The sequence below is a fragment of the Flavobacterium coralii genome (assembly GCF_019891545.1).
Lineage (GTDB): Bacteria > Bacteroidota > Bacteroidia > Flavobacteriales > Flavobacteriaceae > Flavobacterium > Flavobacterium coralii.
This window is the reverse complement of record NZ_JAHDIU010000003.1, coordinates 402,989-420,141: the sequence shown is the minus strand read 5'-3', so window position 1 is coordinate 420,141 and position 17,153 is coordinate 402,989. Positions and strand designations below refer to the sequence as shown.

At 42.5% G+C, this 17,153-nt stretch carries 9 protein-coding genes; 3 read left to right on the top strand and 6 right to left on the bottom strand.

All coding sequences use genetic code 11. The annotated features are described in order from the left end of the window. Positions 1 to 9: 9 nt before the first annotated feature. Entirely contained in the window at positions 10 to 4,746 is a 4,737-nt protein-coding gene (locus KJK34_RS07155; RefSeq protein WP_223053171.1) for a T9SS-dependent choice-of-anchor J family protein, read from the bottom strand. A 549-nt stretch (positions 4,747 to 5,295) separates the two neighbouring features. Here KJK34_RS07155 and KJK34_RS07150 point away from each other — a divergent pair. Continuing rightward, positions 5,296 to 5,667 carry a hypothetical protein gene (locus KJK34_RS07150; protein ID WP_223053170.1) on the top strand — a complete coding sequence of 124 codons (372 nt, stop codon included), beginning with the start codon at positions 5,296 to 5,298 and terminating at the stop codon, positions 5,665 to 5,667. 45 nt (positions 5,668 to 5,712) lie between these two features. Here the strand turns inward: KJK34_RS07150 and hemL are convergent, their stop codons facing one another. From hemL to KJK34_RS07135, 3 genes are read right to left on the bottom strand one after another with little or no spacing between them, the layout of a single operon-like run. Continuing rightward, complete coding sequence (gene hemL, locus KJK34_RS07145; RefSeq protein ID WP_223053169.1) at positions 5,713 to 7,002, bottom strand: glutamate-1-semialdehyde 2,1-aminomutase; 1,290 nt, start codon at positions 7,000 to 7,002, stop codon at positions 5,713 to 5,715. Between the two features lie 12 nt (positions 7,003 to 7,014). Continuing rightward, the gene (locus KJK34_RS07140; protein WP_223053168.1) at positions 7,015 to 7,878 is read right to left on the bottom strand and encodes a glucosaminidase domain-containing protein; all 864 of its coding nucleotides are present in this window, start codon (positions 7,876 to 7,878) and stop codon (positions 7,015 to 7,017) included. Between the two features lie 6 nt (positions 7,879 to 7,884). Then, complete coding sequence (locus tag KJK34_RS07135) at positions 7,885 to 8,775, bottom strand: 1-aminocyclopropane-1-carboxylate deaminase/D-cysteine desulfhydrase (protein WP_223053167.1); 891 nt, start codon at positions 8,773 to 8,775, stop codon at positions 7,885 to 7,887. Between the two features lie 139 nt (positions 8,776 to 8,914). On the opposite strand from KJK34_RS07135, the gene KJK34_RS07130 reads away from it, so the two are divergent. Then, a complete protein-coding gene (locus tag KJK34_RS07130) occupies positions 8,915 to 11,287 on the top strand; it encodes a GAF domain-containing protein (RefSeq protein ID WP_223053166.1) in 2,373 nt (790 codons plus the stop codon). 19 nt (positions 11,288 to 11,306) lie between these two features. Here KJK34_RS07130 and KJK34_RS07125 read toward each other — a convergent pair whose 3' ends face one another. After that, positions 11,307 to 12,491 carry a Pycsar system effector family protein gene (locus KJK34_RS07125; RefSeq protein ID WP_223053165.1) on the bottom strand — a complete coding sequence of 395 codons (1,185 nt, stop codon included), beginning with the start codon at positions 12,489 to 12,491 and terminating at the stop codon, positions 11,307 to 11,309. Positions 12,492 to 12,518: 27 nt separating this feature from the next. On the opposite strand from KJK34_RS07125, the gene KJK34_RS07120 reads away from it, so the two are divergent. Continuing rightward, positions 12,519 to 16,247, top strand: a complete 3,729-nt coding sequence (locus KJK34_RS07120; protein WP_223053164.1) for a metallophosphoesterase — start codon at positions 12,519 to 12,521, stop codon at positions 16,245 to 16,247. Here the strand turns inward: KJK34_RS07120 and KJK34_RS07115 are convergent. After that, positions 16,230 to 17,102 (bottom strand): hypothetical protein, encoded by an 873-nt coding sequence (locus KJK34_RS07115; protein ID WP_223053163.1) that lies wholly within the window; start codon positions 17,100 to 17,102, stop codon positions 16,230 to 16,232. The genes KJK34_RS07120 and KJK34_RS07115 overlap by 18 nt on opposite strands. Positions 17,103 to 17,153 lie beyond the last annotated feature (51 nt).

Below are 17,153 nucleotides of genomic sequence, written 5' to 3'. Positions count from 1 at the left end.
GGTTCAGTCTTAGAAAACTATTTTCTTACTTAGATTACCTTTTTCGGTAGTAATATTTACTATAAGCACCTGTTGTGCTGCCTGAAGGTTCTTAATTACCATAGCAGTTGCATTAACATTGTTACCGGTATATATAACCCTTCCGTTAATGTCATAAACTGTTACAGTCTCTATGGTAGTTTTACCTGCATCTATAGTAATATTACCATTGTTTTGGTAAACCACTACAGAATCTGCATTAAATACTGGTGTATCATTACCTAATGACGCCTGGTCGTACACTATACGGAAACGCTCATCAAACTGTCCGCCCTCTGTAGTAAAGCTGTAATCACTTTCCTGAAGGTTGGTAGATACATCTGCAACCGTATCAATAAGGTAGATGTTTTGCCCTGTTGTAAATAAACCATCGGCATGGTCAAGGCTTATGGTATAGGTACCCGGCTGTGAAGCCCTGAAGCCAACATTTACAACGTCATCCGACTGGAATGCAGGCCTTGCCTGTATAGCAAGTGCTTTTTCTTCGGCAGTAGAGTACAGGTTTACAGCACCATCGCCTATAAGGGCAGTACCGTCCCAACCGTAATCTATACCAAGCGTTTTACCTTCTTTATATATAACTGCCATCTGGCTGAACTCACTGTTAGTACCCGCCATGTTTATCCAGTAGCGTGATGCCTGCTGCGTTTCATCCTGGGCTGTCCTGAAGAACTGCCCGTTGTTAACCGGCCTCCTCATTGCGTTATTAAACGTAAGGTTACCGCCATCAGCTTTTACAAAGAAGCCCTGTCCAGGATTGATAACCCACTGAGCTGAATTATCAGGATTAGAGAACACACCATCACCTGTATCGCCGCCTGCTGCCGTATTGGCTGTATAGCCGGCAAGCGTAATGGTAGCATATGTTGGTGAGCTTGCCGAAGTATCATTACGCTTCCTGAAGAAATAAAGTGCCGATCCATCTTCTATAACTCCGCTATTTTCGGTAAGGAAAGCGCTTATGTTTATTGGCGACGGGTAAGGGTTACCCACCATATTAAAGCCGTTTGCCTCATTTTGCATTGGCACGGTTACTTCTCCATTGTTTGGCGTACCTTCAAAAGTACCTGTCCATTGCTGGCCTGCAACGCCTTCGGCATAGGCAACCCAGTTGTTGGGCGTGCGTATAAGGTAACCGTAACCCGGTGTAAAGTCAGTTGCAGAAGGGTTAATACCTGTGTAGATATCCAGCGCCTCGCTGTAGCTGTAAAAACGCGTTGGGACTGTGCCAGGCGAAAATGAAAGCAGGCTTTGCCCTACTATCGGAGCCGACCATATTGTATAATCGAGCCTGTATAGCGGCGAGCTTGACTTAAGCACGTGTATTTCTCCCGTGTTAACAGCATTATCGTTTATCTGTATAAGGTTCGCGTTGTTTTCTACTATAAAGTCTTCTGCTGCGGCGTTGTTAATAACCTCATTGGTAACTACAATGTTGTCACCCGAAGCTATAACCATACTACCACCTTCATTCACTGTTAGCACCGATGCGCTGAAAGTACCTTCTACACCTGTATCATACAGCCCTTCTATAATGGCATCATCTACAGATGTTGGCACTACTCCGGCTGTCCATGCAGTACCGTTCCAAACATTTATAAGGCCTGTTTCAGCTTCTATTGTGTTTGAGTTGGCTGAAGTTTGCGCAGCAAGCACCGCCCTAACCCTGTAATAATAAGTTGTATTAGGCTCAAGCCCTGTAACATCTAATGAAGTGGCAGAACCTGCATCAGCATTGTTATATCCTTCAACATAAGATGGCGTAAGCACAGGGCCTGTAGTAAAGCTAAGGTTATCTATAGCATATCTATTAGTACCATCACTTTCAATCCTGATTTTATAACTGCCTGTGATGCCTGTGATGCTGTTATTACTGTATTGTACTTCAGTAGATCCAACTTGAATTGTACCAAGCGTGGTTACATCTGAAAAGTCAGAACCTGTAAGTATATTAACCGTTAATGTACCCGTAGTACCAGTAAATTTTCGCTGTGCACTAAATGAAAGGCTTGTAAGCCCATTTTGCAGTTCAGATGATAATAAATAATGTGGAGCTGACTCATTTAGCGTTATAGCCCTTCCTGTAATGGTTTGGTCGGTACGTGCAGATGTAGCAAGCCACTCAACACCGTTTACACCCGTCCAGCTTCTTGGTGCATAACTACCTACATTTGCAGGTATATTTTCAAAGTCTTCTATAGTAGTTTGTGCCGGGCCATAAGTACCAAACTCTTCCAATGTACTTACATCTACTCTGTAAGTTGCACCTTCGTCACTAATAGCTTCCCAGTTTGCAGTAAAACCTGTTGTGCTTATATCGGTTGCTTCTGTAGCAACAGGCACTTCAAGTGGGGGTAATATCTCTTTAACAGATACATCATCTATGTACCACTCATCACCATCGTTCTGCAACATCACAAATGCAATATATACCGTTTGTCCTTTGTAGGCAGTTATATCTATAGTCCTTTTAAAGAATTCTCCAAAAGAAAGGTTAGCTTCTGTATAACTGGCGATATTAGTATAAGATGCCGGATCTGAAGGAGTGGAAGTAGCTATTTTTACATAGAACTCAGTATTATATTCAGCATCATAACGCTGCCTTTCTAAAAAGCTTAATTCAATTGAACCATCTGTATCCGGTAAGATAAGTCCCGGAGTAACAAGCCAGTCTTCTGATTTTTGCCCTGAAGTAACACCTTCATAACTTATAAATGCAGCTCCTGTAGAAAAATTATTAGTATATGTTGTTGTGCGTGCCCAGTTAACTGTTGTACCAAGCCCGTTTGTACCTATAAATGAAGTCCAGCATAACGGTGGGAAAGAAGTGTCTTCAAAACCTTCTGTTAGCGGTAGTGCGATAGGGTCGCATGGCGTATCAAATGTTACCTGACTGCCATATACTACAGTACCTGCTGTGTTTCTTGCAAATGCTCTTGCATAATAGCGTGTACCGCTTGAAAGCCCAGAAGCGTTAACCGTAAAACTGCCTAAACCGGCACCTGAAGCATTTAACTGCGTTACGCCACTGCCACTTATGGCGGGGTTGGTTGTTGTGGCATAAACAACACCTTTAAGGTCTGTTGTTAAACAGCCTTCTACCGTAACATTACCTCCCAATATAGCTTGGGTAGTCGTAACTCCCGTAGCAGATGCGGTTGTAACAGTAGCTGATGTATTAACACCGGCAGCAGTTACAGTTTTATTTAAAGATGCCGAACCTCCCGATACATTTATATTTCCGTATGATTGTACGGCTGTAGGCGTAAACTTTACAAATATGGTTTTTGGCAATTCCGACTGCGGGAACGTTAATGTTGATGTATAAGTACCCTCAGAAGATGAAGAGTATGTATATGCTGATGCTGCTGCAACAGTAATATCGCCGGGTTTAAGGTTACTGCCCGTAACTACAAAGCTAAATGCTGAAGATGTGGTATTGATACACTGGTTGCCAATAGCAAGCGTACCGGATGATGATAACATTTCGGCAACAGCGGTTATGGTTATATTACCTGTGGTGAGTGCCGAACCTGTTGTAACGGCTGCAGAAGCTACAGTAACATTAAAGTTAGTAACGTTACTGTCAAAATCTGTATTGTTATAGGCAAACGTAAGTGTTGCCTGTGTATCAGAATTACGTACTACCGAAGCTATAGAAACACCCGAAGGCGCATTGTTTAATGTAAAATTGCCAGTTGTTAATGAAGCTGCATAGGTACTGTTAGTTAAGGTAACCGTTGCCGTTGCACCGTTAAGGTTTGCCTCAGTAAGTGCGGGGCTTGCTGCAAGCGCTGCTGATGGCGAAACACCTGTTCCTGAAACTGCGACTGACTGGCTTGCTGTACCGGATGATAATGTAACGTTGCCCGACTTGGCTCCTGCACTTTGAGGTGTGAAACGCACATATACAGGAACATTTGTTATAGTGCCCGAACCGTAGCTTACAGACACTGATGAAGCATAACCTGAAGACTCGCTTAAACTAACCTGGAAGTTAGTGTTGGGTGCATTTACCGTAACATTAGATGTAAGGTTACTGCCCGATACTGTGAATGGGCTACCAGTACTGTTAGAACCTACAAGCACATTACCGAAGTTAGATGTAAAACCTGTTGTGTTTGTTGTTAATGTTGGAGTTGGGCCAGATGATGTTACTGTGCCCACTACATTTAAAGAACTAAGCCTCCAAGTACCCCCTGAAGCTTCAGAGTTATATCCATAAAATCGTATTCTAAGCGTTTGCCCACTCGCTGCATTTACTGAAAGCCCTGTAAGGTTTCCAGATCTCGTAGCTGTATTATCAGGGACATTTACAGTTGCTAATGTGGTAAAAGTAGAGAAATTATCAGTTGATACCCTCACTTGGTAATCACGAATACCTGTTCCGGATCTTCTCTCCTGAAAATTAATTTGTGTAAGTGAGAGGTTATATCCTGTAGTTGGAGCTACAGTAATTTCGAAATATTTTCCTGTAGACAAACCACCAGTAGACCAGTTATCAGCAGAGATGTAATCCGCGAAAGATATGTTTCCAACTCCTGTAGATGTAGCATTACCGGCTGTAAGATTTGCAGCAACACCGGAAGGTGTCCCGTTTGATGCTAAAGGCCAAGTAGCTAATTGCGCCCAAGCACTTACCCCTGTGCCAAACAATAGCGCTGTGAGTAAAATTTTTGTTAAGTGAAATTGTAAATGTTTCAGCATATAATATCCAATTAAAAAGTAACTAAAAATGCATTGTTATGATTTGGCAAATATATCTATAAATTTGTTACGTTAAATCTAAAATCATTCTATATTTATCAGATATACATTAAGTTAAGGTTAAGCAACAGCCAAAACAGGAGTGTTTTTGGTAACATTTAATTAAAATTTGCGTAACAATATTTTAATTACAGAGCCAATGATCGTGGTACTTTAAGTGAGTTTTTCATAACAATTTCGGGCAACACTGTTATATAAAATAAAAAACCCTTCCCTCTTATTCAGAGAGAAGGGAAGCCATTAAACCACACCTTACCTTAATTTAAATGGCTTTTTGCTTTTTTGGAAAAAATTTTCTTCACCATACCAACACCATTATTTACGCAGGATTTTAAAATAGGGTTTTACTGAGAATGTTAAATTCTAAACCCAAATGATTCTAATATGTTATAAAGTGGTAGTTATAACCTGCATAGCATAATATATAATTTTTGTATGTCACAATTTTTTATATATTTGAATCGCTAACATTTAAAAATTTTAACGATTATGAAAAAGATTATTACTCTTTTTGCTATGATACTTGCCTTTGGCTATACTGCCAATGCACAGCAGAAAAAAGTTGCGGCGGCTCCTGTAGCGGCCACCCAAACCCAGCAAAATAATGACGATGCCACCACTAAAGCTGCAGCGGATATAACCGCGTTACATGAACTTGTACAATTAACCCCGGCTCAAAAAGCAGATTTAACCAAACTGTTTGTACAGAAGCACAAATATTTGGCAACACCTGATTTTAGCCAGCAGCGTAAAGATATCCTTGCAGAGCAGATGGAAATGAATGTAAAGGCTGCCTTAACTCCTGAACAATTAACCAAACTGGAGAAAAACCCTAAGTTGATCACCAAACTTACCCATTAATAAATAGTGTAACAGCAAAAAAAAAGCTCCCTTTGGGAGCTTTTTTTATTTTAAGTTACTGGCGACTTTGCCTACTGCCTGTATGGTAAAGTCGAGGTCGTCATAGGTTAGGGCATCGGTAATAAACCACGTTTCGTATGCCGATGGCGCAATGTAAACGCCTTCCTGTAAAAGCCCGTGGAAGAACTTTTTAAACGTTTCGTTATCGCCATTAGCCGCCGAAGCAAAATCGGTAACCGGGCGTTCATCAAAATGCACCGATATCATAGAACCCCTGCGGTTTATGGTATAAGTTATACCAGCTGAATCCAGTTCTTTCCTCATGCCATTTTCAAGGTAAGCCGTTTTTTCGTCCAGCCTTTTATAAATATCCGCATCAGCGTTAAGCGCCTTAAGCATTTCCAGCCCGGCAGCCATAGCCAGCGGGTTGCCCGACAGCGTTCCAGCCTGGTAAACCGGCCCTGCCGGTGCAAGGTGGTTCATAATAGCTTCGGGCCCTGCAAAAGCGCCCACAGGAAGCCCCCCTCCTATAACTTTGCCAAAAGTAACAAGGTCGGCTTTTACATTATAAAGCTCCTGCGCCCCGCCCTTAGCCAAACGGAAACCCGTCATTACCTCATCAAAAATAAGCAGCGCGCCGTTTTGGTCACACAGTTCCCTTAGCCCCTGCAAAAAACCATCTGCAGGTGGTATGCAGCCCATATTACCCGCAACAGGTTCTATAATAATTGCCGCTATGCTATCGGGGTTTGCCGTAAAAAGCTCGGCTACATTTTGCAGGTCGTTATATTTTGCAAGCAGGGTATCTTTAGCCGTCCCCTGCGTAACACCCGGGCTGTTTGGCGTACCGAATGTTACCGCCCCGCTGCCCGCCTGTATCAGGAAAGAATCAGAGTGCCCGTGGTAGCAGCCTGCGAATTTTATTATTTTATCGCGTTTTGTATATCCGCGTGCAAGGCGTATAGCGCTCATGCAGGCTTCGGTACCACTGTTCACAAAACGAATTTTATCTATGTTAGGCACCATGCTCACCGCAAGGGCCGCTATTTCGGTTTCCAGCGCGGTAGGCATCCCGAAAGAGGTTCCTTTCTTTGCCCTTTCAATCACTGCATTTATAACAGGTTCATAAGCATGGCCCAGTATCATTGGCCCCCAGGAGTTAATATAGTCTATCAGGCGGTTGCCGTCTTCATCATATAAATAAGCGCCTTTTGCTTCTTTTACAAATATTGGCGTACCCCCTACTGCCTTAAAGGCGCGCACAGGAGAGTTTACACCGCCGGGTATTACCTTTGCTGCTTCGGCAAAGAGGCGGCTGCTTCTTTCGTATAACATTAGTATTGGTGTTTATTTTACTTTTAGTACCTGCCCTATAGATATGGTATTGCCCGAAAGGCTGTTAAGCCTCATAAGCTCATCTACAGTAACATTATATCGTTTTGATATGGAGTATAGTGTGTCGCCCTGCTCTACTTTGTGCATGCCCGCTGCAAGCGGTGCATCTGCAATTACAGGCTTGATTTCTTTCTGCCTTGGCACATAAGTACCACCTAAAACCTCTGCATCATATCTCGCCAACTCATAACGCTCTATAAGCCCGATAAGCTTATCAGGATATTTAGGGTCGGTAGCATAGCCTGCTGCTTTAAGCCCGTGTGCCCAGCCTTCATAATCATCTTTATCGAGTTTAAACAACGCGGCATAACGGCTGCGTGAGGTTAGGAATAAAGAGTGGTCATTATACGATTCTGCCGGATCTTTATATTTGCGGAAACACTCTCCTTTGGCATCATCGTCATGGTAAACCGATTCACCTTCCCAACCGGTGTGACATTTTATACCGAAGTGGTTGTTGGCATTTACACAAAGCGTGCCCCTGCCCGCACCCGACTCTAAAATGCCCTGAGCCAGTGTAATGCTGGCGGGCACACCATGGTTGCGCATGTTAGCTTTAGCAACATCTTTATAATCAAGTATATATTGTTTTACAATATCGGCATAAACAACCGTTTTAGAAGTAGATTCAAGTGTTTCGGTATCCCTGCTGTTGTTCCTGTTGGTATTGGCAATGCGTGTTTCCTTTTTAGGAGCTTTTGGCTTGCGGGTTGTAGTGGTGCGTGCAGTGCTCTTACCGCTTTTACGGCTTGTGTATGATGTACCGCAGCTTACCAGCAAACTTAAAACAACAAGGGTTAAAATCTTTTTCATCATGCTATCTCATATTTTAATTAGGGACAGTTTTTTTCTCTTAAGTTCATGGTTCATACCTTCAATACCCTGCAATCCACCGGTATGTATCATCAACACTTTAGCGTTATCAGGAAAAAAACCTTTCTCTGCCATGTCTATAACGCCAAAAACCATCTTTGCCGTATAAACAGGATCCAGCGGAATACCTGTTTTTTCATAAAAGCCATTCATAAACGTTACCAGTTCTTCGGATACTTTACCATACCCGCCAAAGTGGTAGCTGTTTACAAGCTTCCAGTTGCCCTGCCCGGCAAATTTAGCAATATCATCTGATAATGCCTCATTTTTAAGCACCGGAAAGCCCAAAACCTGCTGCTCCGCTCCTGCCGATTTAATTATTCCCGACACAGTGCCGCCCGTACCAACCGCACAGCAGATGTATGTAAAACCTGAATCTTCTCCGGTTAAAATCTCTTCACACCCTTTAATAGCGAGTGCATTGGTACCGCCTTCCGGCAAGAGGTAAAACTCCCCGAATTCCCTTTGCAGGTGTGCTATAAACTCAGGTGTATGTTTTTCACGATAAGCCCCGCGAGAAATAAAATGCAGTTTCATGCCGCAGTCTGCTGCAAATTTAAGGGTAGGGTTTTGCATAGCCTTATCCTGCAGCTCCTCGCCCCTTATTATGCCAATGGTTTGCAGGTTATACTTTTTCCCAGCGGCAGCGGCAGCGGCTATATGGTTAGAATAAGCTCCGCCAAAGGTTAGCAAAGTGGTATTTCCCTGCCTAAGTGCTTCTTCAATATTATACTTAAGTTTCCTGAATTTATTACCCGAAATATGGGGGTGTAAAAGGTCTTCCCGTTTTATGGTAAGGGACACATTATTGTCAAAGCTAAGTGGTATTAGCTGGTTCATATTGTGGTATTTCACTACAAAAATAATAATAAAAATTTGCTAAACCTGCCTTAACAGGGCAACCGTTACAATACAAAATCCGTATTTTAACATATAACAACCTTTTTGTACCTTTGTTATGACAAAACCGAACGGATATATGAGCGTTGAGCAATTTGAAAGCAGCCCTTTTGAAGTACAGATTTCCTTTCACGTGGTGATGGAAAAACTGGAGGAGATTGCTGCGAGCGATGTTGACTACCGTTCTGACTATGCCAAAGCCCTGCTGAGGCATACGGAGCCTTACCCTGAGCTGCGTGAAGGTATTGCCGATTACTCTCAGCTTGAAAAGCACAGGCAGCTTATTAAAAACCTGCTGGCTGATCTTTTCCCTACCGCGCTTACCCATAACGAAATCAAGGCTGCAACAATACCGTTTTACAACATTGTGTTTAATTATACCGAAAGGTTTGGCAAAATATTACAGGAAGCGGGCAGCGAATTTGATATGAGTATCCGTAATTTTAACGGGCACCAGTTTTACGTTATGTGCTGCTGCCTGATACTTAATTACCATTACGGTTATCATTTCGACTTCAGCAGGCCTTTCTTTTATGATATACCCGATGCTGACGGTATTATACGGCATTACCGTATTATGTATAATGCCGATTTTATAGATATATTGCCTACAGATAAAGCTGTTGATATTACCGAGGAAGATGCCAAACTGCTTATGGACAGCTTTGACAACATCGAATTGTGGAAAGAAAAATTCCCGGAAAAAAGCTGGATATTAAAAGGCTTCGGTATCATGTCATTATTCGATGCCACTACAGAAAGCGCGATCTCGAACCTGAAGAGCAACCTTTTAAAGTCGGAAGATTTTGATGAGATAACCAAATCAAATCTTGAAACCATCTTTAAATCTATTTATAAAATACCTGACTTGAGGATTGGGTTTACAGAAATTAATACTGAAGATAACCTTTTCCGTATTGCGCCGTTTGAAGATGTGAGCAGCTATATTTTGAGGGATAAAAGTGAACTGAACTGTAATTCGGTTTTTTGCGATGAGTCGCTTGAAAAGATAATGGGAGAGCGCAGCTATTTCATTATTTCTGATGTAGAGAGCTTTGCACAAAGCGACTGTGGCGAAACAAAATTTGCACAGCACCTGCTTTCGCAAAACATAAAAAGCTGCATACTTGCCCCTGTAATGAAGAATGACCGCCTGATAGGGATCATAGAGCTGGTATGTTCCCGCCCGGGTGAACTGAACAGTATCAACGCCAACAAGCTTTCTTATATACTGCCGTTTTTAACCGACAGTATCGACCGTTATTACAGCGAACTTCAAAACCAGGTAGATGCCATAATCCAAAAAGAATATACAGCTATACATCATAGTGTTTACTGGAAATTCAGGGAAGAAGCGTTGCGCCACATTAATGCAAGGCAGGGAGAAAGCTTTGCTTATAAAGAGATTATTTTCAAAGAAATTTACCCGCTATATGGGCAGATAGATGTAAAAGGTTCATCGGGTGCCAGGAATCAATCTACCGAGAAAGACCTCATCCGGCAACTGGAAAAGCTGCTGGGCCTGTTCAGGTTTATATTTAAGCGTGAGCCGCTGCCTGTTGTAGAGCAACATATTTTTGAGCTGCAGAGCCATGAGGATAAACTAAAAAAGCAGCTAAAGGCCGACTCTGAAGCAGTTATACAAAATTATATACAGGATGAAGTGCACCCTATCCTGCAGCACTTTGATTCTGTTGACCAGGATATACACAGCCGTATACATGATTATTTTGCTTCGCTTGACCAAAAAGTGAAGATGGTATATGACAGCCGCAAAGATTTTGATGAGGCCATGTCTATCATCAACAAGCATCTTGCCGAGGTTCTGGATAAAAAGCAGGCTGAGGCACAGCAATTCTATCCTCATTATTATGAGCGTTTTAAAACGGATGGTGTAGAACATAACCTCTATATTGGTGCATCTATAGCACCTAAGCATCCTTACAGCCCGTTATACCTGCAAAACCTGAGGCTATGGCAGCTACAGGCTATGTGCGAGATGGAAAATGAATATTACAAGCTACGCCCTGCCCTGCCTTATGACTTAGATGTAACATCGCTGATACTGGTGTTCAGCACACCTATATCCATACGCTTCCGGATGGATGAAAAACGTTTTGATGTTGATGGCACGTATAACGCACGCTATGAGGTGGTAAAGAAAAGGATTGACAAATCTAACATTAAAGGCACAGATAAGCGTATAACAGAAAATGGCAAGATTACCATAGTATATTCGCAAAAGCAGGAAGAAGCCGAATACAGGAGGTATATAAAATTCCTGCAGCACAAAAACATGCTGGGCGAAGTTATCGAGCACTTTGATGTGGAAGACCTGCAGGGCGTTACAGGCCTTAAAGCGCTTCGCGTTTCTGTTATTTATGATAACGAGAACGGGCGCGGCCGTACCTACAGCTATGAGGAGCTGCTTAAGGAACTGGAGTCGAGATAAAATCTAAAATCCTTACCTATTATATCCTGCTGAAAGCGTAAACAAAAACCGCTACAGAAACAATAATCCCTATCATAAAAATATTGTAGGTAATGCGCAGCAGCTTGTATTTGCGGTGCAATACCACCCCCAAAAAGTATAGGTCTTTTATCATAGAATCATACAGGTATTTCCTGTCTTTCATCATTTCGTTCATTGCCCAGTCATACTCATCAAGCGGCATTTTATAAAAATTCCCGAAAAAAAGCAGGTTAATTTTGCGGTCATCTATATCCTGCCGCGTAAATGTGCCTCCGGTTACTTTTGGGCGTGTAGAAAGTATAGCAAAAATTATAGAAACCACACCAAAAAACACTAGTATAAAAGTAGGAATCATAAGGTGTGCATTGGCCGGGCTGTCCAGTTTTGGTATCAATGCCGTAAGCGCTACCGAAATAATTATAGCATTAACCGATATCATTATGTTTGCTTTGCTGTCGGCTATTTCACTAAGCCTGGTATGATTGTTAAGCGTGATACGGAACATAGTATCTATACCCCGGTCCGGCCGTGTCAGTTTCTCCAGCTTCTTCTTGTTTATCTTATCTTTAGAAACCTTTTTCTTACCCTGCTCCAGTTCATTGATAGCTTCCTGCAATACAGCAATGTTACGCTCTTTTACCGGCTGCATATTTTTTTGCGCATAGTTGGTATAAAAGCGGTGGCGGTGCATCAGCAGGTCACGGTTCGCAACAGCCCATTCAAGGTCAGTAAAAACCTTTCCTTCGGTCAGCTTCCATTCTTCCCTTAGCAATTCGGCAAGCCTGCAATAATTCTTTTCCGCAAAATGGGAACAGTCGGCATCCCTTATAATACGCTCCGGTAATGTTTCCGGCCGCGCATCTACCTTTGTAACCCTTATTAGCTGATAAACTCGTTCTGCTTTTTCATTAGGATAACCGTTATCCGAAAAAAACTGTCCTGCAATTGTGCAGCTTTTTTCTTCGTGGTCGTCCCTGCCATCTGCATAGCCCGAATCATGGAACCATGCGGCAAGCAGCAAGGCTTCGGTATCTTCTTCACCAACCCCTTCCTCCTTTGCCATGGTGGCTGTTGTGGTTACTACCCGTAAAGTATGGTTAAAATTATGGTATATATAATTGGGAGATAGCTTATCTTTGAATAAGCTGAACACATAATCTTCGGCTTTTTTTAGTATCGACATCAAGACAAAATTAACTACAACCAATTTATGAAATTATTTTGGGTTACAGCTACAGCCCGCATAAATAAGTATCTGCCGTTTTTAGGCATGTTACTGCTGCTGGTTTCATGTGCTACAAACAGGCCGCAATATGGCAGGGAAACAGGCCCTGAAGCAAAAAATGACAGCCTGATTACTAACAGTAAAGTAGAACACCGCTTTTACCTTATAGGCGATGCAGGCTATGCAAATGAGCCAAAGGCACAGCAGATGCTTTCAAATGTAAGCGATAAACTGAAAGAAGAAGGCAAAAATGCCACACTGCTGTATCTTGGCGATAATGTTTACCCGCTGGGTATGCCCGCCGATAAAGACCATAAAGACAGGAAGGAAGCAGAGGAAAGCCTTGACAGCCAGATGGCACTGGCAAAACTTTTTAAAGGCAAAACATACTTTATTCCCGGTAACCACGACTGGTACCACGGACTCAAAGGCCTTGAAGAGCAGGATGATTATGTAGAAGACAAGCTTGATGAAAAGAAAGCCTTTTTACCGGGTAACGGGTGCGGAATTGATGACATAGAAATATCTGACAGTATTGTAATGATTGCCATTGACAGCCAGTGGTTTTTAGAAGACTGGGACAGGTACCCCACAATAAACGATGATTGCGATATAAAAACGCGCGATGCCATGTTTACCGAGCTGGAAGACATACTGAAAGACAGCCAGGATAAAGTTGTTGTTATAGCCATGCACCATCCGTTAATGACACATGGCACGCATGGTGGCGAATTTTCTCCTGAAAAGCACCTGTTTCCGCTAAGGCAGCGTATTCCCCTGCCGGTGCTAGGCTCGTTTATAGATTTGGCGCGAAAAGCATCAGGTTACAGTACGCAGGATATCCAGAGCCGGGTGTATAACGACTTGTCTAACCGTGTAAAAGCAATGATTCAGGGCCTTGATAATGTCATTGTAGTATCAGGCCACGACCATAACCTGCAATACATCAACCACGACAATATACACCAGGTTATAAGCGGTGCGGGCTGTAAAGAAGAAGCTGCAAGGGCTATATATCCTAACGATTTCAGTTATGGCGGTACAGGCTATGTGGTAATGGATGTATTTGCAGATGGTAAAGTTAAGCTCGACTACTTCGCCCTGCGCGATGGTAAAGATGTAAAGCTGTTTGAGCGCATTTTAGACCTGAAGCCCAATCCTGTAATTAAAGATTACAGCGGAAACTTCCCGGCAACAACAAAGGCTGCTATATATCCGTCATCGCTTACAGAAAAAGGTGGTACTTATAAATTTCTTTTTGGAGACCATTACCGCGACTATTACAGCCAGCTTATAGAGGTAAACACGGTATTGCTTGATACGCTATATGGCGGGCTCACGCCGGTTAAAGGCGGTGGTGGGCACCAGTCTAAATCATTAAGGCTTGCCGATAAAAATGGTAAAGAATATGTTATGAGGGGCCTGCGTAAAAGTGCCACACAGTTTATACAGAAGACAGCGTTCAAAAACCGCTATATAGGTGATAAGCTCGATAATACCTTTGCTGAAAAATTCCTGCTGGATTTTTATACCTCATCGCACCCCTACGCCTCTTTTGTAGTGGATGACCTTGCAGAAAGTGCAGGAATATATCACACCAATCCGCGCCTGTTTTATGTACCCAAGCAAAACGCACTGAAAGAATATAATGAAGAATATGGCAATGAGCTGTATATGATTGAGGAGCATCCGGGTAAAGAACATGGCGACCTTGACAGCTTTGGAAAACCGGATGATATAGAGAGTACACAAAACGTTTTTGAAGACCTGAGGAAAGATAAAAAGTATGTAATAGACGAGAAAGCCTATATACGCGCCAGGCTGTTTGACATGCTTATAGGCGACTGGGACAGGCACTCTGACCAGTGGAGATGGTCTAAATTTGAAAAGAAGGACTCTGTAGTTTACAAACCCATTCCGCGAGACCGCGACCAGGCTTTCCCAAAATATGGCGGGGCATTGCTTTCAATAATCATGCGCATACCTGCATTGCGCAGCATGCAGCAGTATGATGAAAACATCCGTGACATTAAATGGTTCAATAAATCGGCTTATCCGCTTGATGTTGCCTTTATAATCAAATCTGATGAGGACGACTGGCTTCGGGAAGCCAAGTACCTACAGGAAAACATTACTGATGAAGCCATTGAATCTGCTTTTGCCGAGCTACCCAATGAAATGAAAGACGATATTGCTGAAAATATAAAAACCATCCTTAAAAAAAGGAGGGCAAAATTGCAGGAGTTCGCTTTGGAATACCGGGATGTTTTACTTAAAACGGTTATTATAACAGGTACTGATGATAAAGAGCGGTTTGTTATTACGCGCCTGCCTGCCGGAGAGACTGAAGTAAAAACATATAATATTGAAGATGGTGCGGAAGAGTTGCTATATACCCAAACCTACAGCAGTAAAAAAACCGAGGAGATATGGATTTACGGCCTTGACGACGACGACGAGTTTGTGGTGAAAGGCAACGGTGATAAGTTAATACTGTTACGATTGCTGGGTGGGCAAAATCATGATATTTATACAGTTGAAAACGGAAGAAAAGTTAAAATATATGATTTTGCCAGTAAGGAAAATACCTTCAAAACAGATAAAAAAGCAAAAATTATCCTTACGGATGATTATGAAACCAATACCTATAACTACAAAAAGCCGGAATATAATGTATTTTCAGGATATCCGAGTGCAGGATTTAATCCTGATGATGGTTTAAAACTGGGGGCTATGCTTAGCTATGTGGTTAATAATTTTAGCCGCGACCCTTACTCCCAACGGCACAGGTTTAAGGCCAGCGCCTACTTTGCCACAATGGGTTTTGAACTGGAATACAGGGGCGAATTTATTACGCTGGGCAGCAACTGGAATTTTGCAGTAGATGCACGTTATACCAGCCCAACCTTCAGCATCAACTATTTTGGCTACGGTAACACCACCCCTAATTTTTATGAAGACCTGGGCATGGACTACAACAGGGTAAGGCTGCAAACCCTGCGGGTGGCGCCTGCAGTATTCCGAACCAGCAGGAACGGTAGCTTTTTGCAGTTGCAGAGTGTTTTTGAAACCATTGAAGTTGAAGATTCATCGCAAAGATTTGTAAACGAGCCGGGACAAATAGGCCCTTCGTTATTTGAGCACCGCCAATATGGCGGTGTTAATGTAACGTATAGTTTTGCCAACTATGATAATATAACATTGCCTGCACTGGGTATGGCGTTTTCTTTTACCGGAGGATGGACCACAAGCCTTGAACAATACAGGCGGAACTTTGGCTTTGCAGAAGGCTTTATAGATTTTGTACATAAGCTAACGCCTGATGAAAAGCTTGTTTTCAGGAGCAGGGCGAAAGTAAAACTTAGGTTTGGCAACAACTTTGAGTTTTACCAGGCAGCCACACTTGGCGGCGATGATGAAGTAAGGGGATACCGTGAAGAACGCTTTACGGGGAAAAGGGCTGCATTTCACAGTAATGACATAAGGCTTACACTCGGTTACTGGAAGAATACTTTTGTACCACTCACCCTGGGTATATTTGGCGGATATGATTACGGAAGGGTATGGATACCGGAGGGAAATTCTGAAAAATGGCACCAAAGCGCAGGCGGCGGTATATGGCTTAACGGGCTTAATGTTGTAACCGCAAATGTTTTTTATTTTCGAGGCTCAGATGGGGGCAGGTTTTCCTTCGGCTTAACGTTTGGCTTTTAAATCGGTTATTGTAACACTGTAGAGCAGGCCTCCTGTGCCGTCTTCTTTTTCATCTGCAATCAGTAATGTATTATTATCTTTAAAGGTAATGCCCTCTTTTTGGGAATAATGCCCCAGCTCATACTGCTGCATTGCTTCCTGCTTAAAACCTTTGGAGAAACCCGGTATAAGCCATACTTTATCAGATGATAATAATACCGCGGTACCATCAGGGCTTATATCTGCCCCAGTTATGGCACATTTACGGTAAGCGCTGCAACTGGTATAAGTACCTGCCAACACTGCAGTGTGGCTGCCTGCCTTGTTAGGAACTTTATATACTTTAAAGCTGCCGTCATAACGTGCACTCCTGTTCTTTGTAAATATGTAAAAGATACCATTATGCTCAAAAAAGGCTTCAGCATCATATAAAAATTCCGACTTTTTGGGCGGGAAACTTTTCTGGTCAGGGTACTTAAAGTACACGGCATAATCAGGTTGAGTCATGTCATTATCAAGGCTATCCCTGTTTATTTTGTATATGGCAAGGTCTTTCCTATCGTTGTCATTATTCCCAAAATCGCCGATATAAAGGTTTCCTTCGGCATCAGAGGTTAAATCTTCCCAATCCTTATTCTTCATACCTCTCAGCCTCAGTTGCTGCTCTATACCTCCTTTTTCTCCAATCTTGTACAGTATATCTTTATTGCCACTGTCTTCAAGTGCCCATAGTACACCGTTTACATATTCAGTTCCTGAAATCTCATCTTTACCTGTTTCACCTAATACGGTAAGTTTATCCTCTGCCCCGTTGCAGGAAAGCAGCAATAATACAGAAGCGCTTAGCAACAGGTTTATAGTGTCTGTTTTTTTCATTAGCCTAAATTTACAACAAAAAGAAAAGCCACACGATAACGTATGGCTTAA